The organism is Bradyrhizobium sp. TM239 (assembly GCF_036247985.1).
GTDB classification, from domain to species: Bacteria; Pseudomonadota; Alphaproteobacteria; order Rhizobiales; family Xanthobacteraceae; genus Bradyrhizobium; species Bradyrhizobium ottawaense.
Map to the genome: position 1 here is coordinate 119,991 of NZ_BTIR01000002.1, position 14,739 is coordinate 134,729.

At 63.4% G+C, this 14,739-nt stretch carries 5 protein-coding genes; 1 reads left to right on the forward strand and 4 read right to left on the reverse strand.

The genetic code is table 11. From position 1 onward, the window contains the following. Positions 1–330 precede the first annotated feature (330 nt). Positions 331–1,575, forward strand: a complete 1,245-nt coding sequence (locus AABA84_RS04885; protein WP_338311524.1) for an FAD-dependent oxidoreductase — start codon at positions 331–333, stop codon at positions 1,573–1,575. On the opposite strand, the gene AABA84_RS04890 is transcribed toward AABA84_RS04885, so the two are convergent. From AABA84_RS04890 to rpoB, 4 genes are all read right to left on the reverse strand, one after another. Beyond that, complete coding sequence (locus tag AABA84_RS04890; protein ID WP_338311525.1) at positions 1,497–3,548, reverse strand: ABC transporter ATP-binding protein; 2,052 nt, start codon at positions 3,546–3,548, stop codon at positions 1,497–1,499. The genes AABA84_RS04885 and AABA84_RS04890 overlap by 79 nt on opposite strands. A gap of 132 nt (positions 3,549–3,680) precedes the next feature. Then, on the reverse strand, positions 3,681–5,741 hold the full coding sequence (locus tag AABA84_RS04895; RefSeq protein WP_338311526.1) for an FAD-dependent oxidoreductase: 2,061 nt from the start codon (positions 5,739–5,741) through the stop codon (positions 3,681–3,683). 191 nt (positions 5,742–5,932) lie between these two features. Continuing rightward, a complete protein-coding gene (rpoC, locus tag AABA84_RS04900) occupies positions 5,933–10,129 on the reverse strand; it encodes a DNA-directed RNA polymerase subunit beta' (protein WP_212249005.1) in 4,197 nt (1,398 codons plus the stop codon). Positions 10,130–10,257: 128 nt separating this feature from the next. Further along, a complete protein-coding gene (gene rpoB, locus AABA84_RS04905) occupies positions 10,258–14,376 on the reverse strand; it encodes a DNA-directed RNA polymerase subunit beta (protein WP_212249006.1) in 4,119 nt (1,372 codons plus the stop codon). Between the last annotated feature and the right edge of the window lie 363 nt (positions 14,377–14,739).

Consider the following 14,739-nt stretch of genomic DNA (forward strand, 5'->3'; position numbering starts at 1 on the left):
TGAGCGATCCCTTGTGGTTTTAGTCCTAGGGGATCTAGCGGGTGGCCCGTTCCGACGCTGGCGATGCTCACCGCCTGTCGTTAAGTGAGGCGCTTTCTATGCGTGAGAATCGATCAAGTCAAGGCGAAACGACAGTCACGAAGCGCTTCAGGAGCCTGTCAAAATCGCTGTTTGCCGCGCTCGCCGCACCACTCCGATATGGGAACGGACTCTCGGTTCCGCCAGCCTGAGAATTATTATACCCGGGCGAAAAGTACTTTTATGACCAGGGCTAAGGCTTTTTTTCCTGTTGATGCGCCAATCTGGGCCCTTCGGCAGGAAATGGGCGCCATGCGGTACACCGACATTGCCATCATCGGCGGGGGATTGGCAGGCTCGACGGCCGCCGCCATGCTCGGCCGGGCCGACATTTCGACCGTCCTGATCGATCCGCATGAGAGCTATCCGGCGGACTTTCGCGTCGAGAAACTCAGTGGCCGGGAGCAGGTTGGGCGATTCCTGAAGACCGGAATCGCAGAATCAGTGCTGCGCCGCGCGACCTTTACCGGCGAGAACTGGATCGCCCGCTTCGGCCGCCTGCTCGACAAGGCGCCGAGCCGGCAGTTCAACATCCGCTACGATTCCCTGGTCAACGCCGTCCGCGACGAAATCCCCGCTTCCGTCGAGCGCATCTGCGCCAAGGCCATCGCCGTCGAGACGAGCGAGGAGCGGCAGAGGGTTGCGCTCTCCAATGACGAGACGATCTCTGCCCGCCTGGTGGTGCTCGCCAATGGCTTGAATGTCGGCCTGCGCCACCAGCTCGGTATCACCCGAAAAGTCATCAGCGCCTGCCATTCGATCTCGATCGGGTTCGACATCGTTCCGGTCGGGTGCCCAGCATTCGCCTTCCCGGCTCTGACCTACTTCTCCGAACGTCCGAGCGACCGCATCCCGTACATCACGCTGTTTCCGGTCGGCACGCGAATGCGTGCCAATCTGTTCGTCTATCGCGCCTTCGACGATCCCTGGCTGCGCGAGCTGCGCCGCGCCCCGACCGAGACGCTGGATGCGGCCCTGCCCCGGCTCAAGGCCATCACCGGCCCGTTCGAGATCCCAGGCGAGATCAAGATCCGCCCGGTCGATCTCTATGTGAATGATTGCCGCGGCCAGCCCGGCCTCGTGCTGATGGGCGATGCCTTCGCGACCTCCTGCCCTGTCGCCGGCACCGGCTGCGACAAGGTCTTCACCGACGTCGAGCGGCTCTGCAGCCTCCACATCCCGGAGTGGCTCGCTTGCGACGGGATGGGTGCGGCCAAGATCGCTGCCTTCTACGCAGATCCGGTCAAGCGGGCCTGCGACGAATGGTCGGCGGCGAAGGCGTTCGACTTCCGCTCAGTCTCGATCGGCACGAGCTCCTACTGGACGGCGCAGCGCTGGGCCCGCTTCATCGCCTGGTCGGTTCAGGGCCTGCTGCGGCCGCTTGGAGGCGCCTTCGAGCTGGAGCCGAACTTGCTCGGTCATTCCTCCTCGTCGTCCTCATCCTCATCATCCTCGAGGTCGTCTTCGTCCTCATCGTCCCTGCCGTCGTCGGCGTGAGCAGCCGCGCCGTGCGGCTGGTGGATCTGGTCGTTCCACAGCTTGCGATAGGTACCGTTCTTGGCGAGCAGCTGGGCATGCGAGCCTCGCTCGATCGCCCGGCCCCCTGAGATCACGATGATCTCGTCCATCTCCACCACCGAGGTCAGGCGGTGGGTCGACCAGATCATGGTGCGGCCCTTGGCGACCTTGAGCAGCGTGCGGTTGATCGCGGCTTCCGTGGTCTGGTCCAGCGCCGAGGTGGCTTCGTCCAGCAGCAGCACGGAAGGGTTGCGGATGACCGCGCGCGCGATCGCGATGCGCTGGCGCTGACCGCCCGACAGGGTGTCGCCGCGCTCGCCGACCGGCGTGTCATATCGCTGCGGCAGGCTCATGATATAGCGGTGGATCTCGGCCTTCTTGGCGGCCTCCTCCACCTCCTCGTCGGTCGCGCCCTCCTTGCCGAGCCGGATGTTCTCGCGGATCGACATGTTGAACAGCATGTTCTCCTGGAACACCACCGCCATGCTCCGGCGCAGCGAATCCAGCGTCACCTTGCGGACGTCGACGCCGTCGATGGTGACGCGGCCTTCGTCGGGCACATAGAGCCGCAGGATCAGGTTGAGCAACGTGCTCTTGCCGGAGCCGCTCGGGCCCACGATCGCGATGCGCTTGCCCGCATTGAGCTTGAGGCTGAGATTGTCCAGCACCGGGGTCTGACTGCCCTCATACTGGAAGGTGACGTGATCGAACGTGATGTCGTTGGTGATGCGCGGCAAATCGGGCGCGCCGGGGCGGTCGGCAGCGCGGGTCGGCTCGTCCAGCAGCTCCTGCATGTGCCGGATCGCCGCGGCCGAGGAGATCGACACCGGGATGAAATGCATCACATGGGCGATGTTGTAGGAGACCTCCCAGAACGCGCTCTCGAAGGTGACAAAGGTGCCGATGGTGATCTGGCCCTTGGTGGCAAGATAAGCGCCGATCGCGAGCACCACGAGGTGCAGCATCAGCACCGAGATGGTGACCGTCCGCTCCACCATGGTCGACAGGAACGCGGCTGAGGCGATCTTGTCGCGCGCCTCGTGGTTGCGGAAGGTGAAGAAGCCGAACATCTTGCGTTGCAGGCTGAACGCCTTGATCACGGCCTGCGCCGCCACGTTCTCCTGCACCATGCCGAGCAGCGCGCTCTCGTTGAGCTTCTGCTCGTAATTGGCCTGCACCGCCTTGGGCGTCAGGATCCGGGGGCCGATCAGCGTGATCGGGAACACGAGCAGCGCGACCGCCGCGAGCTGCCAGTTCAGGAACACCATCAGGATGATGCCGGCGATCAATTCCAGAAACGGCAGCGCGGCGCTGTTGGCAAACGTCTTGACCGAGCCTTCGAAGGCCGAGAGGTCGACGGAGAAGCGCGACAGGATCTCGCCGCGCTTGGTGCGGCCGAAATAGGCCGCCGGCAGGTCCTGGACGTGCTCGAACAGGCGCTTGCGGACGTCGGAGATGATGCAGGCCGCCAATCGCGCGTCCCAGCGCTCGTACCAGACCGCGACGATCGAGGTGAAGATGCCGGCGACGGCAAGCACGCCGAGGATCTTGTACAGCGCCTGGAAGTCCTCCTCCCCGAGCGCGTCGTCGATCAGGAACTTGAGGCTGAGCGGCATGATGACGTTGAACAGCGTCTCTACGAAGACGCCGAACGCCACGAATGACAGCATCCGTTTGTAATTGGCCAGGAATGGCTTGACGAACCCGACGATGGTCGCGAGCGCGCCGGCGGCTTCGCGCGCGGTAAAGACGACGAGGTCCTCGTCCTCATCGTCGTCGTCGTCGAGCTCCAGCTCGTCGTCCGCCTCGTCTTCGGCATCCTCGTCGTCTTCGAGGTCCGGCTTGGCAGCCGAGGCGAGCTTGTCGTCAAGCTCGGCCGCCTGTTCGGCGGCGAGCTTCTGTTTGTCGGGCGAAAGAGGCTTGTCGTCGGGCGAGAAAGGCTTGGATGCCATGAAACCAACCGATGCTGACGGCCGGCATGACCGCAGAGAAAGCAGGACATAGCGGAAAGCCGCTATCGCACCGATTCTATGCGATCAGGATGAATTCGGCAAAAACAATTGGCGAATTCAATGCGACCGCGGCTAGTCCTCGTCCTCCTCCTCGACCTTGTCGAAGAAGGAATAGCGCAAGCTGTCGGCGTCGGCGTACCACTGCCCCGGCCCCTTGTTGGCGGCGAGCGTCGCCTCCCACAGCGCGTCGGTGCAATCCTTGCGGTGCATCGAGAGGTCGAAACCATTGCCGAAGAACAGTTCGGACCATTCCCACCAGGTGCCGAGTTTCTTGACTCCACGCAGGAGGTCGTAGCGGTCGATCAGCGCCGGAGCCATGTCCGAGGTGATCGAGCCGAACACGAGGCCGGTCTTGACCACGCGGTTCAGCTCCTTGATGGCGCGGACCACCTGCTTCGGGGAAACGTGGCAAAGGCTGGTCTCGAACACGAAGTCGAACGCGCCGTCCTTGAACGGCATGTCGGTGATCGAGCCGAGCTTGTTGTACTTCTTCAGCGCCTTCGGCGTCCTGGCGTGGATGGTGCGGTTGTTCTCGATGCCGAAGGCATCGATGCCGCGCTCGCGCAGCGCGCCGACCAGTTCGCCGCTGGCCGAACCCGCGACGAGCAGCCTGGCGCCCTTCGCCTTGCCCCAGACGATGCCGAGCAGCCGGGTGAGGTAATCGGGATCGGTGAACTGGCGCCATGCTTCTTGATACGGGCCGAGGCCGCGATAATTCTCGAAATAGTCGCGGTCGATCTTGTCGGAGAGCGGCTTGTCGTCCTGCGCGCGCTCGCGGCGCAGGCGCATCATCTCGGTCAGGATGATGTCGGTCGCCGCATCCGAGGAGTCGAGCAGGCCGTTCAGCGTCGAGTCGAACAGATAGTCGCCGACCACCACGATGCCGGGATGCTCCTTCGGCTCGGGCCGGTGATTGGTCATGACGTCGCGCACCGGCAGGCCGCCCGGTATCGCGTTCACCGACGACAGCCAGCGATGGATCTTGCCTTCCATGAAATGCAAGCGCGCATCGCCGAGCGAGGCCGGCAGCGATTTCAGCGCGGCATCGATCAGCTCCTGGTCCGACAGATTGGCGAAGGCCAGCGCGTCGGAGCCGGGAATCAGCCAGTTCAGCACGCCGTGCTTGCCGACGTCGTGGCGCGCGCCCTCGTTGTAGACGCAGCAACCGCCGAAGGCCTCCGACATGAACCAGGCGCCGGGAATCTTCTCGCCCCAGAACGGCGTGTCGAAAAGGATCGAGACGCGCAAATAGTGCGCGGGACGGTCGAAATAGGAGACGTGCTTGACCATCGACTTGCGGAGCTGCTCGCCTTCCCAGCCGACGGTGGCGAGCCAGGAATGCGGCAGGCAGACCAGCACGAGATCGAAGTCGCGCGTCTCCGGTCCCTTGCCGTTCATCATCTTGAGCTGGTAGCGGCCGGTCGGTGCCTTGCCGACGGCGAGCACGCGGTGATTGAGCTGGATGTCGGCGTTGACCTCCGACTGCAGGCACTCGATCAGCTGCTCGTTGCCGTTCTGGATGGAATAAAGGCCGATATAGCCGTCGACATCCATCAGATAGTTCTTGAGCGCGTTGAGGCCGTTGGTGTTGTGGCTCTCGGTCGCGATGTCGGAGCGCGCCATCACCTTGAAGAAGCGCTTTGCGGTTTCGTCCTCGACCTCCTCGTCGAGCACCTGCTCGGCGGTCTTGTAGGCCCAGGGGTTCTCGTTGTCGTGCGCGCCGACGCCCTCGTAATATTCGATCGGCGACATCGCTTCAGTGCAGCGCTTGCGGAACGCCTCGATCGCCGCGGCGGTCTTGGCGCCGTATTTGCGGCGCATGCCCGGCACGTCGTTGAGGAGCTCGCCGCCGAACTGCACCTGCTCGGCATCCATCGGAATCGTCTGCAGCCCGAAATGCTGGATCAGCTCGCGCAGCGGATCCGGCCCGGTCATCGAGTAGTCGTAGATCTCGGCAACGCCGGCCTCGTACATCGCGGGCGCGGAATCGAACTTGCGCGTGACGATCTTGCCGCCGAGCCGATCGGAGGCCTCGTAGATGGTGACGCGACAGAGATCGCCGAGCTTGCGCTTCAGATACCAAGCGCTCATCAGCCCGCCGGGGCCGCCACCTACAATTGCGAGATCAAGCATGTGAGTTCCGTGGTCTCCGGCCCGCCCCCTTCACGGGACCACCGGTCTAAACTCTCCTAGCAGAAGCGCTTTTGCGCCTGAAGGAAAGATGAACAAAGGTTGATCCCGCATCGCAACAGACAAGCAAAGCAACAAAAAGGCCGGCTTTCGCCGGCCTTTTCATTGTCCTCGGTAGTCCTACGGATGAACGATCATTCCGCGGGCGGCAGCGCAGGAAGCTCCGCTTCCGGCGCGGGCGACACGACCGCCGCCTGCTTCTCGCGCTCGTCCAGGATCAGCTTGTCGCGCTTCATGGCGACTTCGCGAATCTTGGCCATGGAGGCGCCGGTGCCTGCCGGAATCAGCCGGCCGACGATGACGTTCTCCTTGAGGCCTTCGAGCGGATCGACCTTGCCGTTGACCGCCGCTTCCGTGAGGACGCGGGTGGTCTCCTGGAACGAGGCCGCCGAGAAGAAGGAGCGGGTCTGGAGGCTCGCCTTGGTGATGCCGAGCAGTACCGGCGTCCCCGTGGCGACCTTCTTGCCCTCTTCCTTGGCCTTCTCGTTCAGCGCGTCGAACTCGATCTTGTCGACCTGCTCGCCCGAGATCATGTCCGTGTCGCCCTGGTCGGTGACTTCCACCTTCTGGAGCATCTGACGGACAATCACCTCGATGTGCTTGTCGTTGATAAGCACGCCCTGGAGCCGGTAGACCTCCTGGATCTCGTTGACCAGATAGGCCGCGAGTTCCTCGATGCCCTTGACCGCCAGGATGTCGTGCGGCGCCGGGTTGCCTTCCACGATGAAGTCGCCCTTTTCGACGACGTCGCCGTCCTGAAGGTGGATGTGCTTGCCCTTCGGGATCAGGTACTCGCGCGCCTCGTCGGTCTTGTCCATCGGCTCGATCGAGATGCGACGCTTGTTCTTGTAGTCGCGCCCGAACCGGATGGTGCCCGCGATTTCGGCGATGATCGCCGCATCCTTCGGACGCCGGGCCTCGAACAGTTCCGCCACCCGCGGCAGACCGCCGGTGATGTCACGCGTCTTGGCGCTTTCGGTCGAGACACGGGCGAGGATGTCACCCGGATTGACCTTGGCGCCGACGTCGACCGAGAGAATGGCGTCGACCGACAGCATGTAGCGGGCATCGCCGCCACGGGCGAGCTTGAGCACCTTGCCGTCCTTGCCCTTGACCACGATGGCCGGACGCAGGTCCGCGCCGCCGCGGGTCGAGCGCCAGTCGATGACCACGCGCTTGGCGATGCCGGTGGCTTCGTCGAGCGTTTCCGAGATCGACTGCCCCTCGACCAGATCCTCGAAGCCGATGGTGCCTTCGACCTCGGTGAGGAGCGGACGGGTGTAGGGATCCCACTCGACGATGCGCTGGCCGCGCTTGACCATGTCACCTTCGTCGACATGCAGGCGCGAGCCGTACTGAACGCGGTGCGTCGCACGCTCGGTGCCGTCGGCATCGACGATCGCCACCACCATGTTGCGCACCATCGCGACCAGGTGACCTTCGCTGTTGCGGGCGATGGCCTTGTTCCTGATCACGATCTTGCCGTCGAAATTGGCTTCGACGAACGACTGCTCGTTGAGCTGCGCCGCACCACCGATGTGGAAGGTGCGCATCGTGAGCTGGGTGCCCGGCTCGCCGATCGACTGCGCCGCGATGACGCCGACCGCTTCGCCGTGGTTGACCGGCGTGCCGCGGGCGAGGTCGCGGCCGTAGCACTTGCCGCAGATGCCGTTGACGAGTTCGCAGGTCAGCGCCGAGCGGATCTTCACCTCCTGCACACCACCCTGCTGGATGGCGTCCAGATGGCTTTCTTCCATCAGCGTATCGCGCTTGATGATCACCTTGCCCGAGCTGTCACGGATGTCTTCGCAGGCCGTGCGTCCGAGGATGCGCGAACCGAGCGAAGCAACCACGGTGCCGGCATCGACGATGGCGCGCATCTTGATGCCGAGCTTGGTGCCGCAGTCGGACTGCGTGATGATGCAGTCCTGCGCGACGTCGACGAGACGACGGGTCAGGTAGCCCGAGTTCGCGGTCTTCAACGCGGTGTCCGCGAGACCCTTGCGGGCGCCGTGGGTCGAGTTGAAGTACTCGAGAACCGAGAGGCCTTCCTTGAAGTTCGAGATGATCGGCGTCTCGATGATCTCACCCGACGGCTTGGCCATCAGGCCGCGCATGCCGGCGAGCTGGCGCATCTGGGCCGGCGAACCGCGGGCACCGGAGTGAGCCATCATGTAGATCGAGTTGATGTCGGCATCCGCCCCGCTCGCCGTCTTCTTGGTCGAGGAGATCTCCTTCATCATCGCCTTGGCGATTTCTTCCGTGGCCTTCGACCAGGCGTCGACGACCTTGTTGTACTTCTCGCCGTGGGTGATCAGACCGTCATTGTACTGCTGCTCGAAATCCTTCGCCAGCGTACGGGTGGTGTCGACGATCTTCCACTTGGAGTGCGGCACGACCATGTCGTCCTTGCCGAAAGAGATGCCGGCCTTGAACGCATTGTAGAAGCCGAGCGCCATGATGCGGTCGCAGAAGATCACCGTCTCCTTCTGGCCGCAGTGGCGGTAGACCTGGTCGATGACGCCCGAGATCTCGCGCTTGGTCATCAGCTTGTTGATGATCTCGTAGGTGATGCGCGGGTTCTTCGGCAGCAGATTGCCGAGCATGACGCGGCCGGCGGTGGTCTCGATCCAGCGCGTCGAAACCTTGCCGGTCTCATCCATGCCCTGCCACCGGTACTTGATCTTGGTGTGGAGGTGGATGACCTTCGCATGCAGCGCGTGCTCGAGCTCGGCCATCTCGCCGAAGATCTTGCCCTCGCCGGGCAGGCCTTCGCGCATGATCGAGACGTAGTAGAGACCGAGCACGATGTCCTGCGACGGCACGATGATCGGCTGTCCGTTCGCCGGATGCAGGATGTTGTTGGTCGACATCATGAGGACGCGCGCTTCCAGCTGCGCCTCGAGCGACAGCGGGACGTGCACGGCCATCTGGTCGCCGTCGAAGTCGGCGTTGAACGCGGAGCAGACCAGCGGGTGAAGCTGGATCGCCTTGCCCTCGATCAGCACGGGCTCGAACGCCTGGATGCCGAGACGATGCAGCGTCGGTGCGCGGTTGAGCAGCACCGGATGCTCGCGGATGACCTCATCCAGGATGTCCCAGACCTCGGGCCGCTCCTTCTCGACCAGCTTCTTGGCCTGCTTCACCGTGGTGGACAGGCCCTTGGCGTCGAGCCGCGAATAGATGAACGGCTTGAACAGCTCAAGCGCCATCTTCTTCGGCAGGCCGCACTGATGCAGGCGCAGCTCGGGACCGACCACGATCACCGAACGGCCCGAATAGTCGACGCGCTTGCCGAGCAGGTTCTGACGGAAGCGGCCCTGCTTGCCCTTGAGCATGTCGGCGAGCGACTTCAGCGGGCGCTTGTTGGCGCCCGTGATGACGCGACCGCGGCGGCCGTTGTCGAACAGCGCATCGACCGCTTCCTGAAGCATGCGCTTCTCGTTGCGGATGATGATGTCGGGCGCGCGCAGCTCCATCAGCCGCTTCAAGCGGTTGTTGCGGTTGATGACGCGGCGGTAGAGGTCGTTGAGGTCCGAGGTCGCGAAGCGGCCGCCGTCCAGCGGCACCAGCGGACGCAGGTCCGGCGGAATCACCGGGACCACGGTCATGATCATCCATTCCGGCTTGTTGCCGGAGTGGCGGAACGCTTCCACGATCTTCAGGCGCTTGGCGAGCTTCTTGTGCTTGATGTCGGAGTCGGTCTCCTGCATCTCGAGGCGCAAGGTGGCTTCGAGCTTCTCGAGGTCCATGCCCTTGAGCAGTTCGCGGATCGCTTCCGCGCCGATCATGGCGGTGAAGCTGTCCTGGCCGTACTCGTCCTGCGCCTTCAGATACTCGTCTTCCGACAGCAGCTGGCGGTCCTTCAGCGCGGTGAGGCCCGGCTCGAGCACGACGTAATATTCGAAGTAGAGGATCCGCTCGAGATCCTTCAGCGTCATGTCCAGCAGGAGGCCGATGCGCGAGGGCAGCGACTTCAGGAACCAGATGTGGGCGACGGGGGCTGCGAGCTCGATATGGCCCATGCGCTCGCGCCGGACGCGCGACAGCGTGACCTCGACCGAGCACTTCTCGCAGATGATGCCCTTGTACTTCATGCGCTTGTACTTGCCGCACAAGCACTCGTAATCCTTGATCGGCCCGAAGATGCGGGCGCAGAACAGGCCGTCGCGCTCGGGCTTGAAGGTGCGGTAGTTGATGGTCTCCGGCTTCTTGATCTCGCCGTAGGACCAGGACAGAATCTTCTCTGGAGACGCGATCGAGATCCGGATCTGGTCGAAGACCTGAGCCGGCGTCGTCGGGTTGAAGAGATTCATAATTTCTTGGTTCATCGTCTTCTCCTCGCGTGCCGGTCGCCTCCGGCCGCAAATTCGAAAATCACTTAGCAGGGCGCCCTGCCCTCAAGGCATCGGGAGGGGCGCCAATGCCCGGCCGCGAAGGCCGGGCATGACAGGTCGTGTTACTCGGCCGCTTCCGACGTCGGCGCCGGTCCAACCTTGGAGTTGTGCAGGTCGACGTTGAGGCCGAGCGAGCGCATTTCCTTGACCAGCACGTTGAACGATTCCGGAATACCGGCCTCGAACGTGTCGTCGCCGCGCACGATCGCCTCGTACACCTTGGTACGGCCGGCGACGTCGTCCGACTTCACCGTCAGCATCTCCTGGAGCGTGTACGCCGCGCCGTAAGCCTCGAGCGCCCACACCTCCATTTCGCCGAAGCGCTGGCCGCCGAACTGCGCCTTGCCGCCCAGCGGCTGCTGGGTGACGAGCGAGTACGGACCGATCGAACGCGCGTGGATCTTGTCGTCCACGAGATGGTGCAGCTTGAGCATGTAGATGTAGCCCACCGTCACCTTGCGATCGAAGGCATCGCCGGTACGGCCGTCATAGACGGTCGACTGACCCGAAGCGTCCAGACCGGCAAGCTTCAGCATCTCCTCGATGTCGGCTTCCTTGGCGCCGTCGAAGACCGGCGTCGCGATCGGCACGCCGCGGCTGAGATTATGGCCAAGCTCGATCAACTCGTTGTCGTTGAGCGTCTTGATGGTCTCGTCCTCGCCGTAGACCTTCTTCAAGGTCTCCTTCAATGGCTTGATGTCCTGCTTCGACAGGTACGCATCGACGGTCTGGCCGATACGTTTGCCGAGGCCGGCGCAGGCCCAGCCGAGATGGGTCTCGAGGATCTGTCCGACGTTCATGCGCGAAGGCACGCCGAGCGGGTTGAGCACGATGTCGGCGTGCGTACCGTCTTCGAGGAACGGCATGTCCTCGATCGGCACGATCTTCGACACCACGCCCTTGTTGCCGTGGCGGCCGGCCATCTTGTCGCCGGGCTGGATCTTGCGCTTCACCGCGACGAAGACCTTGACCATCTTCATCACGCCGGGCGGCAATTCGTCACCGCGCTGAAGCTTCTCGACCTTGTCGAGGAAGCGCTGTTCCAGCCCCTTCTTCGACTCGTCGTACTGCTTCCGCATGGCCTCGATCTCGGCCATCAGCTTGTCGTTCGGCGAGGCGAACAGCCACCACTGCGACTTCGGGTACTCCTCGAGCACCGCACGGGTGATCTTGGTGTCCTTCTTGAAGCCCTTCGGGCCGGCAATGCCCTGCCGCCCTTCGAGCAGCTCGGCAAGACGGTTGTAGACGTTGCGGTCCAGGATCGCCTGCTCGTCGTCGCGGTCCTTGGCCAGACGCTCGATCTCTTCCCGCTCGATCGCCAGCGCACGCTCGTCCTTGTCGACGCCGTGACGGTTGAACACGCGCACTTCCACGATCGTGCCCTGCACGCCCGGAGGAACGCGCAGCGAGGTATCGCGAACGTCGGAAGCCTTCTCGCCGAAGATGGCGCGCAGCAGCTTCTCTTCCGGCGTCATCGGGCTCTCGCCCTTCGGCGTGATCTTGCCGACCAGGATGTCGCCGGCGCGGACTTCCGCACCGATGTAGACGATACCGGCTTCGTCGAGGTTCTTCAGCGCTTCTTCCGAGACGTTCGGAATGTCGCGGGTGATTTCCTCAGGCCCGAGCTTGGTGTCGCGGGCCATCACCTCGAACTCCTCGATGTGGATCGAGGTGAAGACGTCTTCCTTCACGATCCGCTCGGAGAGCAGGATCGAGTCTTCGAAGTTGTAGCCGTTCCACGGCATGAACGCGACGAGCACGTTCCGGCCGAGCGCGAGCTCGCCCAGATCGGTCGACGGACCGTCGGCGATGATGTCGCCCTTCTTGACGATGTCGCCGACCTTCACCAGCGGACGCTGGTTGATGCAGGTCGACTGGTTCGAGCGCTGGTACTTCATCAGACGGTAGATATCGACGCCCGACTTGGTCGGATCGAGATCTTCCGTGGCGCGGATGACGACGCGGGTGGCGTCGATCTGGTCGATCACGCCCGAACGGCGCGCCGCGATCGCGGCACCCGAGTCACGCGCAACCACGCCTTCCATGCCGGTGCCGACGAACGGCGCCTCGGCGCGAACCAGCGGCACCGCCTGGCGCTGCATGTTCGAGCCCATCAGCGCGCGGTTGGCGTCGTCGTTCTCGAGGAACGGGATCAGCGCCGCGGCCACCGAAACCAGCTGCTTCGGCGACACGTCCATGTAGTCGACCTTGTCGGGCGTCACCGGCAAGACTTCGCCGGCATGACGGCAGACCACGAGGTCTTCGGTGAAGCGGCCCTTCGGGTCCAGCGGCACGTTGGCCTGCGCGACCGTGTAGCGGCCCTCTTCCATCGCCGAGAGGTACACCACCTCGTCGGTGACGCGGCCGTCCTTGACCTTGCGATACGGCGTCTCGACGAAGCCGTACTTGTTCACGCGCGCGAAGGTCGCGAGCGAGTTGATCAGGCCGATGTTCGGACCTTCCGGCGTCTCGATCGGGCAGATGCGGCCGTAGTGGGTCGGATGCACGTCGCGGACTTCGAAGCCGGCGCGCTCGCGGGTCAGACCGCCCGGTCCAAGCGCCGAGAGACGACGCTTGTGGGTGATCTCGCTGAGCGGGTTGGTCTGGTCCATGAACTGCGAGAGCTGCGAGGAACCGAAGAACTCGCGCACGGCGGCAGCCGCCGGCTTGGCGTTGATCAGGTCCTGCGGCATGACCGTGTCGATGTCGACCGAGGACATGCGCTCCTTGATCGCGCGCTCCATGCGCAGCAGGCCGATGCGGTACTGGTTCTCCATGAGCTCGCCGACCGAGCGCACACGGCGGTTGCCGAGATGGTCGATGTCGTCGATCTCGCCCTTGCCGTCGCGCAGGTCCACCAGCGTCTTGATGACGGAGAGGATGTCTTCCTTGCGCAGCGTACGCTGGGTGTCGGGCGCATCGAGGTCGAGGCGCATGTTCATCTTGACGCGGCCGACCGCGGAGAGGTCGTAGCGCTCGGCATCGAAGAACAGCGACTGGAACATGGCCTGCGCCGAATCCAGCGTCGGCGGCTCGCCCGGACGCATCACGCGGTAGATGTCGAACAGCGCGTCCTCGCGCGTCATGTTCTTGTCGGCCGAGAGCGTGTTGCGAATGTAGGGGCCGATATTGACGTGGTCGATGTCGAGGAGCGGCAGTTCCTTGTAGCCGTGCTCGTTGAGCACCTTCATCGACTTGTCGGTGATTTCCTCGCCGGCTTCGGCGTGGATCTCGCCCGTCTTCGGGTTGACGAGGTCCTCGGCGATGTAATTGCCGACCAGCTCCTCATCGGCCAGGCGCAGAGCCTTCAGCCCCTTCTCCTGAAGCTGACGGGCAGCACGAACGGTGAGCTTCTTACCGGCCTCGAGCACGACCTTGCCGGTATCGGCGTCGATCAGGTCGTTGACGGTCGAATAGCCGCGGAAACGGTTGGCGTCGAACGGAACGCGCCAGCCTTCCTTGGTCCGCTTGTAGAGGATCTTCTTGTAGAAGGTGGACAGGATCGCCTCGCCGTCGAGGCCGAGGGCGAACATCAGCGACGTCACCGGAATCTTGCGGCGACGGTCGATACGCGCATAGACGATGTCCTTGGCGTCGAACTCGATGTCGAGCCAGGAGCCGCGATAAGGGATCACGCGGGCGGCGAACAGCAGCTTGCCCGAGGAATGGGTCTTGCCCTTGTCGTGATCGAAGAACACGCCGGGCGAGCGGTGCATCTGCGAGACGATGACGCGCTCGGTGCCGTTGACGATGAAGGTGCCGTTCATCGTCATGAGCGGGATATCGCCCATGTAGACGTCCTGCTCCTTGATGTCCTTCACCGACTTCGCGCCGGTTTCCTCGTCGATATCGAACACGATGAGGCGCAGCGTCACCTTGAGGGGAGCCGCGAAGGTCATGCCGCGCTGGCGGCACTCGTCGACATCGTATTTCGGCTGCTCGAACTCGTAGCGAACGAATTCCAGCATCGAGGTGCCCGAGAAATCGGAGATCGGAAACACCGAGCGGAACACCGCCTGCAGACCTTCGTCGAGACGGCCACCCTGGGGTTCATCGACCATCAGGAACTGGTCATAGGACGCCTTCTGAACCTCGATGAGGTTCGGCATCTCGGCAACTTCCTTGATGTGTCCGAAGAACTTGCGAACGCGTTTGCGACCGGTGAATGTCTGCTGCGCCATCGTGGCCTCTCATTTCGTCGCCCGCTCTGGGCGCGCCGTCCGGAACGCGGCTGCCGCCGCTCCCCGGGTTGAATTTTTTCGAACCCGCCTTGGGGGCCGGAAGCTCAGTCTCAGGCCGTCATGTCCTGAATCTGTTCTTCAGACCTTCAAAACGCAAAACGACGCGCGGGGCGCATAGGCACGCCCGCCCGTCACAACGATCGTCTTCACGGACTGCAAAAGCCCGAAATAGCCTGCTCTCCCAACGGCTTACAGGGAAATCCGGCATCCCTGCCCACCGCGCTTTCGTGCTGCCGAACCGATATGGGGCGACAATAGTGGAGATTCGAGGGGTAAACCCTCAAATCCACACACTTTTTCGTG